This is a genomic window from Streptomyces sp. NPDC014861 (genome assembly GCF_043081625.1).
Classification (GTDB): domain Bacteria; phylum Actinomycetota; class Actinomycetes; order Streptomycetales; family Streptomycetaceae; genus Streptomyces.
In genome coordinates this window covers 428,201-441,595 of record NZ_JBIBWV010000005.1, presented here as the reverse complement: position 1 = coordinate 441,595, position 13,395 = coordinate 428,201, and the positions used below count along the sequence as shown (strand labels likewise).

Here is a 13,395-nt window from a genome sequence, read left to right as displayed (position 1 = left end):
GGTCCTACTTCTCGGCGCCCTCGACGGTGCCCTCGGCGCCGTCCTCGAAGGGGTTCTCCACGAGGGCGTTGGAGTGGGTGGCCGAGGCGTGGGCCAGCTGACCCGGGTCGGCGATCGGGGCGAAGATCTGCTCGTTGCTCATGAACTCTCCTTGTTCGTAAGGGAGATGCGGCGTTCGGTCGAGCGCCACAACCGGAACACTAATTGAAATGATTTTCATTTTCTAGCTCGGGCAGAGGGTGATCTGGGTAACACACCGGCCAGCCGCCCTCGGGGTCCGTGCCGACCCGGCCGGCCACCCTCAGCACGTCCGCCAGCAGGCCCGGCGTGACGACCTCCTTCGGCGCCCCGTCGGCGACCACGCGGCCCGCGCGCAGGGCGACGACGCGTTCGGCGAACCGTGCGGCGTGGGCCAGGTCGTGGAGCACCATGACCACCGTCAGCCCGCGCTCCTCACGCAGGCGCACCACCGTCCGCAGCACGTCGAGCTGATGGTGGAGGTCCAGATACGTGGTCGGCTCGTCGAGCAGCAGGACGCGGGTGTCCTGGGCGAGCGCCATCGCGAGCCGCACCCGCTGCCGCTCGCCGCCCGAGAGCGCGTCCACGTCACGGTCGGCCCACTCCTCCACCCCGACGTCTCGCAGCGCCCGGGTCACGACGGGATCGTCACCCTCGCGGAGCATGCCCAGCGGGCCGCGCGCCGCGTACCGCCCCTGACGCACCAGATGACGGACCGTCATGCCCGGTACCGCGGGCGCCGACTGGTGCAGCAGCGCCACGCGCGCGGCCGTGGCGCGCCGGGAGAGTCCGGCCAGGTCGTCACCGCCGAGCAGGACGCGCCCCCGGTCCGGGCGCAGCAGCCCGGCGGCCAGCCGCAGCAGCGTGGACTTGCCGCAGCCGTTGAGGCCGATGAGGGCGGTCAGTTCACCCGGCCGCACGGTCAGGTCGACACCCCGCAGCACGGGCCGCTCCGGATAGCCGTGGTGGACACCCTCGATGCGTATGCCCATGGTCTCGCTCATGATCGTGCTCACCCTCCTGTACTCCCTCCTCCGCGCCACGCGGACCTCAGAACGAACCGCTGGGCGCCCGGCGCACGACGACCAGCAGCAACGCTGCGCCCAGGCAGGCCGTGAGCGCCCCGACCGGCAGCGTCAGCCGTCCGGCGCCCAGCGCCTCGACCGGCAGCCGGGAGAGGAGCTGAGCCGCCGCGTCCGCCCCGCAGACGACGACCGCGCCCAGCAGGGCGGCGCCGGGAAGGCCCGCCCGCAGGTCGGCGCCGAAGACCGCGACGGCCAGATGCGGGACGAGCAGTCCCACGAAGCCCAGCGCTCCCACGGCGGCGACCGCTCCCGCCGTCAGGGCCACCGCGCACGACAGGGCCAGGGTCCGGGCACGCGGTGCCGAGAGCCCCGCGGCCAGGGCGATGTCGTCGCCGCAGCGCAGCAGGGTCAGCGGCCCGGCGAGCAGCCAGGCCGCGGTGCCCCAGAGCAGTGCCCACGGCCAGAGCAGGTGCCAGTGCTCCCAGACCCGCCCCTCCGTGGTGCCGACCAGCCACTGGACGACGCTGCCGAGTTCGCCCGGTGCCACGAGCAGCACCATGGCGGTGAGTCCTCCGAGGACGGCCGACACCAGGACCCCGTGGACGGCGGTACGGGCGGGGTCGCCGCTCGCGCGGCCGGAAAGCAGCCGCAGCAGCAGGGCTCCGGCGCATCCGCCCGCGCACGCGGCGAGCACCACGGCCAGCGGCGCGTCCCATCCGGCGAGGCCCAGGGCCGTCGCGGTGACGGCCCCGAGCACGGCCCCCGGGGTCACCCCCGTCACCTCGGGGCCGGCCAGCGGGTTGCGCAGCGCGGACTGGAGGACGAGCCCGGCCACGGCGAGGGAGGCCCCCGCCCCGAGTGCCACCAGCGCCCTCGGCAGGCGCAGCTGCCAGAGGATGTGCCGTTCCGTGGCGTCACCGCCACCGCCGAGCACGTCCCAGACGGCGCTCGGGGACATGCCGCGCCCGGCCACCAGCTCCGCGCCCGCGCAGACCACGACCAGGACGCCCAGGACCGCGAACCGCCGGCTCACCGGACCTCCTCCGTCCCGGACTTCTCCCCGGCCGGTGGGAGGGGTTCGCGTGCGGCGGGCAAGCCGGGATGCACCGGCCCCCCGCCCGTCCGGCCCGGGCCGGACGCCACAGACGCCGCGCCGCTCCGGCCGGTCCGGCCACCGGCACCGTCGCCTCGCCCGTCGACCCGGCCACCGGGACCACCACCACTCCGACCGACCCAGCCACCGGCACCGGCACCGGCACCGCCGCCACGCCGACCGACCCGGCCACCGATCCGAGCACCGGCCCGAGCACCGATCCGAACACCGGCCCGGTCACCGACCCGAGCACCGACCCGGCCGCGAGTGCCGCCCGATCGCATCAGGGCGACCCCGACCGGGACACCCAGCAGGGCCGTCCAGGCGCCGGCCGGGGTCTCCACGGGTGCCAGCGCCAGTCGGGCGGGGACGTCGGCGACCGCCACGACGACCGCACCCCACGCGGCCGACCAGGGCAGCCAACGCACGGCCCCCGAGCCGGGGTTGAACCACCGGGACAGGTGCGGGGCGAGGAAGCCCACCCAGGCGACGGGGCCGCAGACGGCCGTGACCGGTGCGATCAGCACGACGGCCACGGCCAGCGCGGCCAGCCGGGCCCGCCGGACGCGCACGCCCAGCGCCTCGGCGTCCTCGTCGCCGAGGCGCAGGACCGACAGTACCGGCGCGCAGAGCACGAGCGCGGGGACCGCGACCAGCAGCCACGGCCACAGGCCCGTGATGTCGTCCCAGGTCCGGGCGGAGAGCGACCCCAGCAGGTAGCGGTAGATGAGCTGGAGGTCGAGCTGGTCGGCCATCACCATCAGGACGAGCAGCGCGGCCTGGAGGGCCGCCGCGACGGCGGCTCCGGTGAGCAGCACCGCGGACGGGCTGCGCCCCAGCCCGGCTGCGAGCAGGGTCAGTCCGCCGCCGAGCGCGGCCCCGCCGAGGGCCAGCAGGGGCTGGACCGCGGCGGGCAGCGACAGGGCGAGGACCAGGGGGGCCGCGACGCCGAGCGCCGCTCCGGAGGAGACGCCCAGCATCTCCGGTACCGCCAGCGGGTTGCGGAGCGCCTCCTGGAGCACGAGCCCGGCCGCACCGAGACAGGCTCCGGCGACGAGCGCCAACAGCAGGCGTGGGACGCGGAGTTCGGTGACGACGATGCCGGCGAGTGTCGTGTCCCCGTCCGACAACGCTTCGGCGAGCCGGTGCGGCGCCACGGCAGGAGTGCCGAGGCACAGCGCACAGAGCGAGGCGACGATCAGCGACGCGGCCACCAGGAGGGGCTGGAGCAGCCGGGTACGGGGCCGGGGCCGCCGGTCGCCGCCCGGCGGACCGGCGGTGGCGGAGGCGTCCGGCACCGGCCCGCCGCCGGGAGCCGGATCGGATGCGGACGTGGTCCTCACCGCAGCGCGGCCGTGGCCTCGTCGAGGACGATGCCCATCGAGCGGGTACCGCGCCCCTTGGCCCACACCTCCGCGTTCACCTCGTGGACGGCGCCGTTGCGCACCGCGGGGATCTTGCTCCAGAGCGGGTTCTCGGCCAGCTTCTCCGAGAGCTTGCCGTCTCCGCCGCCGAAGCTCATCGTCTCGACGAACAGGACGTCGACGTCCTTGGCGAGGATCTCTTCGAGGCTGTAACTGCCCTCGACTCCGCGGGACTTCCACGGGTAGTCGGCGATCTTGGGGAAGAGTCCGGCGGTCACGTCGCCGTCCGGGGTCGCGACGCCGAAGTTCTCGTCGCTGCCGTAGATGATCAGCGCGGTCCTGTCGCTCGGGGCCCGCTCCGCCTCGGCGAGCTTGGCGCGGAAGGCCCGTTCGGCCTTCTCCCCCCGCGCGGTGCGGCCGGTGAGTGCGGCGGTGTCGCGGAGGTAGCCGACACTGTCCTCCCAACTCTCGGGCTGCATGGCCCAGAAGGTGGTGGCGCCCTTCAGGGCGGGGGCGAGTTTGCCGTGGGTGTCGCCGAGGCCGATCACGAGGTCGGGCTTGTGGGCGAGGATCGCCTCCACCTCGGGGGCGATGAAGCCGCCGGGGACGACGGGGACCTCGCCGGCCTCGCGCTCCCCGAGGAAGTCGGGGTGGGCGAGCAGCGCGCTGTTGGTGGCGGCGGGCACGATGCCGAGTTCGGTCAGGATGTCGTCGCAGAGCGCGAACAGGCAGACGATGCGCTGCGGTTGCTTCTTCAGGGAGACCGTGACGCCCTTCGCGTCGGTGATCTCCGTCGCCGCCTCGATGGGTGCGACGGTGACCTCCGTCCTGGGCTTCGGCTCGGCCTCGGCATCAGCGGGCTCGCCCGGGGACGCGCCGCAGCCGACCAGGACGGAACCCGCCACGGCGACGGTGAGCCAACTGCGGACGAATCTCGACGGTGCGTGCGACATGGACGCCCTCGCTTCCTCATTCGGGGTCTGGAACGCACCGAACATACATGATAATCATTTTCACCAAACCTCTGGAGGCTCCATGCGCACACCCCCCGCCACCCTGCTCGTCTCCGACCACGTGGCCGGCTCCGTGTACGCGCTGGCCGTCCCGGACGGCACCGTCACGGGACGCCTCACCGGCCGCCACCTCTCCGAGCACGCCGGGTTCCTGGCGCTCCCGGGAGGGAGGGTGGCCTGCGTCGACGACCGCCGGGGGGAGCTCCTGGTCCTCGACCCGTTCGGCGACCGGCTCGTGGAGCGCGCGGTCCCGGTCGCCGCACCGGCCGAGCACCTGGCCTGCGATCCGTCCGGCCGCCTCCTCGCCGTCACGACCGGTCTGGGCGGGAACGCGGAGCCGTGGTCGGACCTCCTGACGGTCGTCGACCTGGCCACCGGCGAGACTGCCCGGGTCCGCACCCGCGTCGGCGAGCCGGGCGTGACGGTGCTGGGCGGGGACGAACCGATCGTCGTCCTGCGGCACAGGGAGCCGGGCGCGCTCGCCGTCCACCGGTTCGAGGAGCTTCTGGCGGCTCCGCCGGGCTGCCCCGCCGTCACGCCCCACGCGCTCCTGCCGCTGCCGGACGACGGGCACGGCGACGCGCAGGACCCCGGCTCCGGGAGGGTGTTCGCGGCCACGGGCGCGGGGGTGCACACGGCCCGGAGGAAGGGCGACCGGCTCGTGGCCGAGGCGGTGATCCCGTGGGGGTCACCGGCGCGGGGCTGGTACCTCCGCCTCGACACCCGGCGGCGGGCCCTGTGGTCCACCCTGCGCGGCGGCGCCCCGGATCCGCTGCGGTGGCCGGAGTGGTCGAACCACGCATGGTGCCACGAGCTGGACACGGGCCGCACGCTCGGCGCCGACCTCGGCCCCGGCCTGGTCTTCCGGCTGGCTCTCGCCCACCACTCCACCGCCTTCAGCCGTGTCCATCCCGACGGCGACGAACTGGTGCTCCTGGACGCCGACTTCACCGTCCGCCGCGTCCCCCTCGCCCGCATGGACGGCGCGCCGCGACGCGGCGGCACCCCCTGGGAGGGAGTCGAACGCCGCGCCGTCGCCGCCTCCCCGGGCTCGGACTGGGTGGCCGTGACGCGCGGCGGCCGCGGCGAAGTGCACCTGATCGACGCGGAGTCGGGCCAGGAGGCGAGCCGGCCGCGCCTGGACACGCCCCTGCACCACGGCGGCCACGTGATGCTCGTCTGCCGGGACGACGGCGCCGACGGCGACCCGGTGGGCCGCTGAGGGGACGCGGGGCAGTATCAGCGCGATCTGCGCCGGGACCGGTTCCCGCACAGGCCCCGGCCCCGGCCCCGGCGCGAGACACCAAATCGGCCTCCTCGCCCCGGAGGGCGAGGGAGGCCGATCGTGTCGCGCGGGCCGCTCCGGCGGCGACTAGGCCGGAGCGTCGGCGGCCGTACGGGACGGGCCGCCGGTACCGGTCCCGTCGGCGTCGCCGGCTTCCTCGGCGAGGCGCTGCATGCCGCTGGTGGTCTTCAGCGGCTTCTCCTTGACGAAGAGGACGCAGAGCAGCGCGAGCGCGGCGAAGGGGGTCGCGATGAGGAAGAGTTCGCCGGTGGCGACGCCGTAGGCGTGCTCGACGATCTCGCGGATCGGCGCCGGGAGGGCCGCCATGTCCGGCATCGCGCCGCCGTGCCCGGCCGCTCCTCCGCCGGCGGGCACGCCGGCGTCCGCGAGGCCCTCGCTCATCTCCGCGGCGACGCGGTTGGCCAGGATCGCACCGAGCACGCTGGTGCCGATGGTGCCGCCGAGGCTGCGGAAGAAGGAGAGGACGGAGGTGGCGGCACCGAGTTCGGTGGCCGGCACGTCGTTCTGCGCGGCCAGGACCAGGTTCTGCATCAGCATGCCGACACCGACGCCCATGACGGCCATGTAGAGGCTGGTCAGGCCGAAGTGGGTCTCGGAGTCGATCGTGGAGAGGAGCCCGAGGCCGGCCGTCATCGTGACGCCGCCGGCCACCAGGTACGCCTTCCAGCGGCCGGTCCTGCTGATGATCTGCCCGGCCACCGTGGAGGACACCAGGAGGCCGAGGATCATCGGCAGGCTCATCAGGCCCGCGACCGTCGGGGACTTCCCGAGGGAGATCTGGAAGTACTGCGAGAGGAAGACGGTGCCGCCGAACATCGCCAGGCCGACGAAGAGGCTGGCGACGGTGGTGAGCGAGACGGTGCGGTTGCGGAAGATGCCGAGCGGGATGATCGGCTCCGGCACCCGGGACTCGACGAAGACCGCCGCGACGAGCAGCACCAGTCCGCCGCCGGTCAGGGCGGCGGTCTGCCAGGAGGCCCAGTCGAAGCTGTTGCCCGCCAGCGACACCCAGATGAGGAGCGCGCTGACGCCGGCGACGATCAGGAAGGCGCCCAGGTAGTCGATCTTCGCCTCGCGCCGCAGGTCGGGCAGCTTCAGGGTCCGCTGGAGCAGCACGATGGCGAGGAGGGCGAAGGGGACGCCGATGAAGAAGCACCAGCGCCAGCCCAGCCAGGAGGTGTCCACGAGGACGCCGCCGATGAGCGGGCCGGCGACGGTGCCGACGGCGAAGACGGCTCCGAAGATGCCGGCGTACTTGCCGAGCCTGCGCGGCGGGATGATCGCCGCCATCACGACCTGCGCGAGGGCGGTCAGACCGCCGGCCCCGATGCCCTGGGCGACACGGCTGAAGATGAGCAGTCCGACTTCCTGGGAGAAGCCGGCCAGCAGCGAGCCGACCACGAACAGGCCCAGGGAGATCTGGAGGAGGAGCTTCTGGTTGTAGAGGTCGGCGAGCTTGCCCCACAGCGGCACCGTGGCCGTCATGGCGAGCAGTTCGGCGGTGACGACCCAGGTGTAGGCGGACTGGGTGGCCTGGAGGTCCGCCATGATCCGGGGCAGCGCGTTGGCGACCACCGTGCCGGCGAGGATGGAGACGAACATGCCCGCCATCAGGCCGGACATGGCCTGGAGTATCTGCCGGTCCGACATCGCGGTGGCCGGGGACGCCTCGGCCGGCGCCGTGGCTGGTGATTTCACAGCTTCTCTTCTCAGTGTTTCGTGGATCGCGGGGGTTCGTGGAAGTTCATGGGAGGCACGGCCCTGACGGCGGTACGGGCCCCGGGGGCGCCGGGCGGAGGAGGGTGCCGGGCGGAGTGGGCGCGGGCCCGGGCAGAGGCGGGCCGGCGGCAGTGGGTCGGGCAGAGGGCGGCCCGTGCCGAAGCCCCTGCGGCAGCGGGTCGTACCGAAGACCCTGACGAGGCGGGCCGTTCTTGAGCCCGCTCCGGAGCCGTGGGCCCGTCAGGCACCGTCGGCGGGTACGGGGGGCGGCTGCGGGAGCGGAAGACCCGCGGCGAGGTGCTCGAACGTCTCCCGGAAGACGTCGGCGAAGGCGGTCTCCCCCTGCCGGACGGACCAGTGCTCGACCGCGACGCGCACGGCCGTGCCGCCGACGGCGGCCAGGAGGCGCGGATACAGCCCCAGGGCGCGCCGCCGTTCCTCTTCCTCCGGTGACGCGAAGTCCGGGCGGTCCTCGGTGAAGAGCGGCGAGCCGGCCCCCATGCGCTCCGCGAGGGTCTCGGCGAGGCCGAGTTCGTCGGCCATGTGGGCGCCGATCCTGCGGGCGAGCAGCTGAGGCGCCTTGCGGAGGACCTCGGCGTGCAGGCACCACAGCTCCTGCTGCTGCTCGACCTCCTCCAGCTCCGCCGCCAGGGCGTCGCGGAGCGCCTCCAGCGGGGAGAGTCCGGGCGGGGCGGCGAGGACGGCCCGGCGGACCCGGTCACCGGCGTCGGCGCCGACCATGACGAAGACCTCGTCACGGGAGTCGAAGTAGTTGAAGAACGTACGCGTGGAGACCCCCGCCGCCGCGCTGATGGCGTCCACGGTGACGTTCTCGACACCGCGCTCCACCGCCAGCCGTACGGCCGCCTCGACGAGCGCGGCCCGCGTCGCCCGCTTCTTGCGCTCTCTGAGCCCGCTCTCGGCAGGCGTCCCCTCCACCATGGGGTGCATGGTACGCAAAAATGCAGGTCCTGCAAAAATGCATTCTCTGCACGAACTGCGAAGGCCACCCGACCAGTCACGCGGCGGACCATCCGCCCGCCCCCGTCCGCCCACCCGCACGGAGGCCGGCCCGCCCCGGCGACGATGACGATGACGACGACGACGGGAATACGGCGCACGGCACCGTCGTTCCCCCCTGCACGCAGGTGCCGTCCACGACCAGGTGGTCGAGAGCCATGACCCGTACCCGCCGTACCCGCCGCGTCACCGTCAGCGCGACCGCCGCGACCGCCCTCCTCGCGCTGCTCGTCGCGCTCCTGAGCGGTTGCGCCGCCTCCCCCGGCACCGCCGTCCGGGCGCCCGCGGACGCCGCCCCGCCGGAGCCCGCGCCCACCACGAGCGCACCCCCGGCTCCCCGTACCACCGCGCCTCCGGAGCCGGTGGCCGCGGCGCCCACTCCCCGGCCCCGCCCCGCCGAGCTCGACATCCCCTCGATCGGGGTGACGGACCTGCGCGTCGTCCCGTACGAGGGCAGGACGGACGACCGGGCGGGCACCCGGATCCAGGACCGGGGCGTGGCGGCCAGCCCGTACGGGAAGGACGGCGGCGTCGGCCCCGGTGACATCGGGAACTACCAGGTGACCGCGCACCGCCTCTCCGCCGGGGGCCCGCTCCTCGACCTGCCCGACGTCGACGTCGGCGACCTGGTGCGCGTCACCGCCGGGGACACGACGTACACGTACCGGATCACCGAGACGCGTACGACCTCCTTCCGCTCCGCACGCTCTCTCGCCGAACAGCGGGCGGCGGTTCCGGGCGAGCCCGGCGAGCGCCCCACCCGAGCCATGATCACGCTCTCCACCTGTGCCACTCCGGAGGACGACGCGGCGGGCAACCACTGGCGGGACGCTCAGGGCAACCCCGAACACCGCATCGACAAGATCGGCGTCCTCACGGCGACCGCTCCCGCCGAGGGCTGACGCGGGGCGGTGACGGTACGGCCGCGATCAGGGGCTGACAGGCGGTCCCGGCAGGGCCAGCAGTCGCTCCCGGACCGCGGCGAGGACCTGCGCGCGGGTGCGCGGGCCGTCGTCGGCGGCGATGAGGTGGTCGCCGACGCGCAGGGAGAAGGTGATCAGGCAGCGGGCCTCGACATCGCCCTCGTCGGGGCAGAAGGCCCCGTAGAGCTCGCGCAGATAGTCCATGCGCCGGTTGTCGGCCCGGCGGAGCCGTGCCGCGACGCCCGCGTCGCGGCGCGCCCAGTCGCGTACGGCGAGCTCGACGCCCGCGCTGATCACGGGCGTCCCGGCCGCCCCCACGACGTCGAAGAGCCGCCCCAGCCGCTCGCGGGCGTCGCCCCCGTCGCGCTCGATCCGCGCGATGACGTCCTCGGTGACCCCGCGCTCCCAGGTGTCGAGCATCTCGTCGAGGAGGGCGGCGCGATTGCGGAAGTAGCCGTAGAAGCCGCCCTTGCTGACGCCGAGGGCCTGGGCCAGGACCTCGACGCGGACGGCCTCGGGCCCGCCCGCGGCGAGCGCCCGCAGCCCTTCCTCGATCCACTTGGCCCGCGGCGTACGGATCGCGCCCATGCCGCACCTTCCCCTCACGTGATGACGACCCGAGTATACGGCGCCGTATAGAAGGGGGTTATGCTCGATCTATACGCCACCGTATAGACAGGGGTCCGTCATGAACGCTCTGCGCCTTCCCCCGACCGATCACACGTCCCGCCCCTGGCGGATCCACGAGATCGCCGGTGACTTCCGGCTGGAGGACCTGTGGGCCCTGCCGACCCCGGGCGGCCCGGACGACCTGCACCACCTGGTCGAGCAGATGGCGGGAGGCACGGAGGGGCCGGACGGCGGCAATCCCGTGGGCCGGTTCCTCTTCGCCGTCCGCTGGAAGCTGGGCGGGCTGCTCGGCTGGGACGGACCCGAATCGGGCGTCGGCGGCCGGGTGGCGACGCTGCGCGACCGGCTGCCGGACGACCTGCGCGAGGGGCCGCGCGGCCCCGACCTCGGTTCGGCCCCCTTCACGTCGGTCTTCCAGACGCACGACGAATGGGCCGCCGAGTACGCCAACAAGACGATGCACGGCGTGATGCACATCGCCTGGGTCCCCGACGGCCACGGCGGTCACCGGGGCCAGATGGCCGTCCTGGTCAAGCCCAACGGCCGCCTCGGCTCGCTGTACATGCTCGGCATCAAGCCCTTCCGCTACCTCGGCGTCTACCCCGCCCTGATGCGCTCGATCGGCCGGGAGTGGCAGGCGAACACGGCTCGCCGCACCTCCGCCTGACGCTCCCTCGGGCACCGGGCGGGTGATCGCACACGCGTGCCCGGGGGTCGTCTCCCCTGGTGGCGACGGCGACGACCATGATGAAGTGGGAGGAACGGCGCACTCCGGAATGGCCGGCCGCCGTCGGACGACGAGAGGAGAACGGCATGCCGCTCGAAGGAACCTACGAGCCCAGTCCGTCGCAGTGGGTACGGGACCAGGTGGAGCTGTACGAGTCGTCGGGCGGGACCCGGGGGACGACGATGCGCGGCCTGCCCGTGGTCCTCGTGACGAACGTCGGCGCGAAGAGCGGCAAGCTCCGCAAGACTCCGCTCATGCGGGTGGAGCACGAGGGCGCCTACGCGCTCGTCGCCTCCAACGGCGGGGCCGTGAAGCACCCCGTCTGGTACCACAATCTGGTCGCCTCCCCCCGGATCGAACTGCGCGACGAGACGCGCCGGTGGGACATGGAGGTACGCATCGTGACCGGCGAGGAGCGGCGCGCGTGGTGGGAACGGGCCGTCGCGGCCTTCCCGGACTACGCCGACTACCAGGTCAAGACCGACCGGGAGATCCCCGTCTTCGTCGCCGAGCCGATCTCCTGACGAGGCCGCGCGGGCCGGTGCTCCGACCGCGCGGAGTTTGACGGGACCCCCGAGGGGCAGCCGCCCCTCGGGGCGGTACGACCGGACAGGACGTGCCGCCCTCCGGACTCCCACGCGACCCAGGAGGAGACGATGGGCCACCACGCACGCCGACGCACCCTGCCCGCGGACGAACCGCCCCGGACCACCCCTTCCGAAGCCGTCGGCGAGAGCGGCGACGAGGAGGCGCGCCGGGAGGCCGAGGAGGCGACACGGAGCCGCCGGAGCGACACCGCCGAGGAGGAGCACGGCATGGACGCCAAGCACCAGTCCCCCGGGACGGGCCGCGAGGAGCAGCGCCGGCCGCTCGGACGGCGGGGCGACGCCGGGGACGCCGACCGGAGGTAGTCGGAGCACCGCCCCCGGTCCCGCGCGGCGCGGCCGGTGGGGGCCGGCCGGACCGTCTCTCCGCAGGCGACGCCCGCGGCAGGCACACCGTCGTACGGTCACCACGTGGTCCCGCCGGGCGGTTCCCGGCCGGGCCCGAGGCGACACCTAGGATCCGCGGCATGGCAACGCGACTCGTACAGATCAACATGAAGGCCCACGACGACGCCGCCCTCGGACGGTTCTGGGCCGCGGCGCTCGGCTGGGGCATCGACAGCGAGGGGCCCGGTGTGACCAACCTCGAACCCCTGGGCTTCTCGTACCCCGACCCGGCGGCCGTGTGCCTCGACATCATCGCCCGCCCGGAGCCCAAGACGGCGAAGAACCGGGTGCACCTCGATCTGGCCACCACCTCGGCCGCCCACCAGGCGGAGCTGGTCGCACGCCTGGAGGAACTCGGGGCCACGCGCGCCGACATCGGCCAGGGCGACGTCCCCTGGACCGTCATGGCCGACCCGGAGGGCAACGAGTTCTGCGTGCTGGAGCCCCGTCCGGTCTACGGGGACACCGGGCCCGTCGCCGCGGTCGTGGTCGACTGCGCCGACCCGCGCGAGATGGCGCGGTTCTGGGGCCGGGCGATGGACTGGAAGCTGCACGAGGCCACCGACGAGCAGGCGACCCTGCGCTCCGCCCGAGGCGTCGGCCCCTACCTGGAGTTCGTCCGCAACCCCGACCCCAAGACCGTCTGGAACCGCGTCCACCTCGACGTCCGCCCCTACCCCGGGGACGACCCGGCGACGGAGGAGACCCGCCTGCGCGCCCTGGGCGCCACCGTCCCCGACTTCGACCGGTCCGCGATCTCGTGGACGATCCTCGCGGACCCGGAGGGCAACGAGTTCTGCCTCCTCAGCCCGAGCTGATCCCGGAGGGACGAGGCCGGCGACGGGGTGCCGGGGCCGCGGGCGCCCGGGGACGCACCGGGTCCGGCGAAGCTTGTCCGGCGACCGGTCCACCGGGAAGGATCGCGGGATGTCCAGCGAACGCCTCATGCGCATCCACAGCGACGAGTTCCGGGCCATGGCCGAGCGGGTCCTGCGGGTCACCGAGCTCACCTCCCGCCTGAACGTGCTGCCCTTCGAGGACGAAGCGGGGAAGGCGGAGCTGTTCGAGCGCATCCTCGGCAAGCCGCTGCCGCCGCGGGTCACGATCTATCCGCCCTTCTTCACGGACCACGGCCTGAACCTCGACATCGCCGAGCGGGTCTTCATCAACCAGAACTGCACGTTCCTGGACTACGCCGGCATCCGGCTCGGCGAGCGGGTGATGATCGGGCCGAAGGTCACGTTCATCACCAGCGGGCACCCGGTCGACCCCGTGGAGCGGCGGTCGTACCTCACCGGCGCGCCCATCGACGTGGCGGAGAACGTGTGGATCGGCGCCGGCGCCACGATCCTGCCCGGCGTCAGCATCGGCCGTGACGCCGTGATCGCCGCCGGCGCGGTCGTGGCCGACGACGTGCCGGCGGCGACCCTCGTGACCGGCGGGAAGGCGACCGTGCGCCGCACGTGGTGACGAGGGGCGTGCTCCCGGCCGCCACGTGGTCGAGGCAGGGGCGCCCGGCCGCGCGTGGTGACGGCGGGCGCTCCCCGGCCCGCACGTGGGGGTGG

Annotated in this window: 15 protein-coding genes; 7 read left to right on the top strand and 8 right to left on the bottom strand. The window is 74.0% G+C overall.

Annotated features, from left to right (window positions below):
- Positions 1–4: 4 nt before the first annotated feature.
- The 5 genes from amiA to ACF1BN_RS14060 form a co-directional block, all read right to left on the bottom strand.
- Entirely contained in the window at positions 5–142 is a 138-nt protein-coding gene (gene amiA / locus ACF1BN_RS14080; RefSeq protein WP_392331849.1) for a streptamidine family RiPP, read from the bottom strand.
- 58 nt (positions 143–200) lie between these two features.
- Positions 201–1,022 (bottom strand): ABC transporter ATP-binding protein, encoded by an 822-nt coding sequence (locus tag ACF1BN_RS14075; protein WP_392331922.1) that lies wholly within the window; start codon positions 1,020–1,022, stop codon positions 201–203.
- Between the two features lie 46 nt (positions 1,023–1,068).
- Entirely contained in the window at positions 1,069–2,076 is a 1,008-nt protein-coding gene (locus ACF1BN_RS14070) for a FecCD family ABC transporter permease (RefSeq protein ID WP_392331848.1), read from the bottom strand.
- On the bottom strand, positions 2,073–3,350 hold the full coding sequence (locus ACF1BN_RS14065; protein ID WP_392331921.1) for a FecCD family ABC transporter permease: 1,278 nt from the start codon (positions 3,348–3,350) through the stop codon (positions 2,073–2,075). The genes ACF1BN_RS14070 and ACF1BN_RS14065 overlap by 4 nt, the downstream gene beginning before the upstream one ends.
- A gap of 125 nt (positions 3,351–3,475) precedes the next feature.
- Positions 3,476–4,453 (bottom strand): ABC transporter substrate-binding protein, encoded by a 978-nt coding sequence (locus ACF1BN_RS14060; RefSeq protein WP_392331847.1) that lies wholly within the window; start codon positions 4,451–4,453, stop codon positions 3,476–3,478.
- 82 nt (positions 4,454–4,535) lie between these two features.
- On the opposite strand from ACF1BN_RS14060, the gene ACF1BN_RS14055 reads away from it, so the two are divergent.
- Positions 4,536–5,735, top strand: coding sequence for a hypothetical protein (locus ACF1BN_RS14055; protein WP_392331846.1), 1,200 nt, complete (start codon positions 4,536–4,538; stop codon positions 5,733–5,735).
- 150 nt (positions 5,736–5,885) lie between these two features.
- Here the strand turns inward: ACF1BN_RS14055 and ACF1BN_RS14050 are convergent, their stop codons facing one another.
- The gene (locus ACF1BN_RS14050; RefSeq protein WP_392331920.1) at positions 5,886–7,469 is read right to left on the bottom strand and encodes an MDR family MFS transporter; all 1,584 of its coding nucleotides are present in this window, start codon (positions 7,467–7,469) and stop codon (positions 5,886–5,888) included.
- A 309-nt stretch (positions 7,470–7,778) separates the two neighbouring features.
- The gene (locus ACF1BN_RS14045; RefSeq protein ID WP_392331845.1) at positions 7,779–8,489 is read right to left on the bottom strand and encodes a TetR/AcrR family transcriptional regulator; all 711 of its coding nucleotides are present in this window, start codon (positions 8,487–8,489) and stop codon (positions 7,779–7,781) included.
- A 227-nt stretch (positions 8,490–8,716) separates the two neighbouring features.
- On the opposite strand from ACF1BN_RS14045, the gene ACF1BN_RS14040 reads away from it, so the two are divergent.
- Positions 8,717–9,460, top strand: a complete 744-nt coding sequence (locus tag ACF1BN_RS14040) for a class E sortase (protein ID WP_392331844.1) — start codon at positions 8,717–8,719, stop codon at positions 9,458–9,460.
- Between the two features lie 27 nt (positions 9,461–9,487).
- On the opposite strand, the gene ACF1BN_RS14035 is transcribed toward ACF1BN_RS14040, so the two are convergent.
- Positions 9,488–10,069 (bottom strand): TetR/AcrR family transcriptional regulator, encoded by a 582-nt coding sequence (locus ACF1BN_RS14035; RefSeq protein ID WP_392331843.1) that lies wholly within the window; start codon positions 10,067–10,069, stop codon positions 9,488–9,490.
- Positions 10,070–10,169: 100 nt separating this feature from the next.
- Between ACF1BN_RS14035 and ACF1BN_RS14030 the strand changes: the two genes are divergently transcribed.
- The 5 genes from ACF1BN_RS14030 (at position 10,170) to ACF1BN_RS14010 (ending at position 13,300) form a co-directional block, all read left to right on the top strand.
- Positions 10,170–10,778, top strand: a complete 609-nt coding sequence (locus ACF1BN_RS14030) for a DUF2867 domain-containing protein (protein ID WP_392331842.1) — start codon at positions 10,170–10,172, stop codon at positions 10,776–10,778.
- A 146-nt stretch (positions 10,779–10,924) separates the two neighbouring features.
- Positions 10,925–11,362, top strand: a complete 438-nt coding sequence (locus tag ACF1BN_RS14025) for a nitroreductase family deazaflavin-dependent oxidoreductase (protein ID WP_392331841.1) — start codon at positions 10,925–10,927, stop codon at positions 11,360–11,362.
- A 132-nt stretch (positions 11,363–11,494) separates the two neighbouring features.
- Positions 11,495–11,749, top strand: coding sequence for a hypothetical protein (locus ACF1BN_RS14020; protein ID WP_392331840.1), 255 nt, complete (start codon positions 11,495–11,497; stop codon positions 11,747–11,749).
- A 161-nt stretch (positions 11,750–11,910) separates the two neighbouring features.
- Positions 11,911–12,648, top strand: coding sequence for a VOC family protein (locus tag ACF1BN_RS14015; RefSeq protein WP_392331839.1), 738 nt, complete (start codon positions 11,911–11,913; stop codon positions 12,646–12,648).
- A gap of 109 nt (positions 12,649–12,757) precedes the next feature.
- The gene (locus ACF1BN_RS14010; RefSeq protein ID WP_392331838.1) at positions 12,758–13,300 is read left to right on the top strand and encodes a DapH/DapD/GlmU-related protein; all 543 of its coding nucleotides are present in this window, start codon (positions 12,758–12,760) and stop codon (positions 13,298–13,300) included.
- Positions 13,301–13,395 lie beyond the last annotated feature (95 nt).

Excerpts from the sequence above, each read along its gene's own strand:
- ACF1BN_RS14015 (WP_392331839.1), top strand. The coding sequence starts at position 11,911 with ATGGCAACGCGACTCGTACAGATCAACATGAAGGCCCACGACGACGCC.
- ACF1BN_RS14075 (WP_392331922.1), bottom strand. The coding sequence starts at position 1,022 with ATGAGCGAGACCATGGGCATACGCATCGAGGGTGTCCACCACGGCTAT.
- ACF1BN_RS14040 (WP_392331844.1), top strand. The coding sequence starts at position 8,717 with ATGACCCGTACCCGCCGTACCCGCCGCGTCACCGTCAGCGCGACCGCC.
- ACF1BN_RS14010 (WP_392331838.1), top strand. The coding sequence starts at position 12,758 with ATGTCCAGCGAACGCCTCATGCGCATCCACAGCGACGAGTTCCGGGCC.
- ACF1BN_RS14020 (WP_392331840.1), top strand. The coding sequence starts at position 11,495 with ATGGGCCACCACGCACGCCGACGCACCCTGCCCGCGGACGAACCGCCC.
- ACF1BN_RS14060 (WP_392331847.1), bottom strand. The coding sequence starts at position 4,453 with ATGTCGCACGCACCGTCGAGATTCGTCCGCAGTTGGCTCACCGTCGCC.
- ACF1BN_RS14030 (WP_392331842.1), top strand. The coding sequence starts at position 10,170 with ATGAACGCTCTGCGCCTTCCCCCGACCGATCACACGTCCCGCCCCTGG.
- ACF1BN_RS14050 (WP_392331920.1), bottom strand. The coding sequence starts at position 7,469 with ATGTCGGACCGGCAGATACTCCAGGCCATGTCCGGCCTGATGGCGGGC.
- ACF1BN_RS14035 (WP_392331843.1), bottom strand. The coding sequence starts at position 10,069 with ATGGGCGCGATCCGTACGCCGCGGGCCAAGTGGATCGAGGAAGGGCTG.
- ACF1BN_RS14055 (WP_392331846.1), top strand. The coding sequence starts at position 4,536 with ATGCGCACACCCCCCGCCACCCTGCTCGTCTCCGACCACGTGGCCGGC.
- ACF1BN_RS14025 (WP_392331841.1), top strand. The coding sequence starts at position 10,925 with ATGCCGCTCGAAGGAACCTACGAGCCCAGTCCGTCGCAGTGGGTACGG.
- ACF1BN_RS14045 (WP_392331845.1), bottom strand. The coding sequence starts at position 8,489 with ATGCACCCCATGGTGGAGGGGACGCCTGCCGAGAGCGGGCTCAGAGAG.
- amiA (WP_392331849.1), bottom strand. The coding sequence starts at position 142 with ATGAGCAACGAGCAGATCTTCGCCCCGATCGCCGACCCGGGTCAGCTG.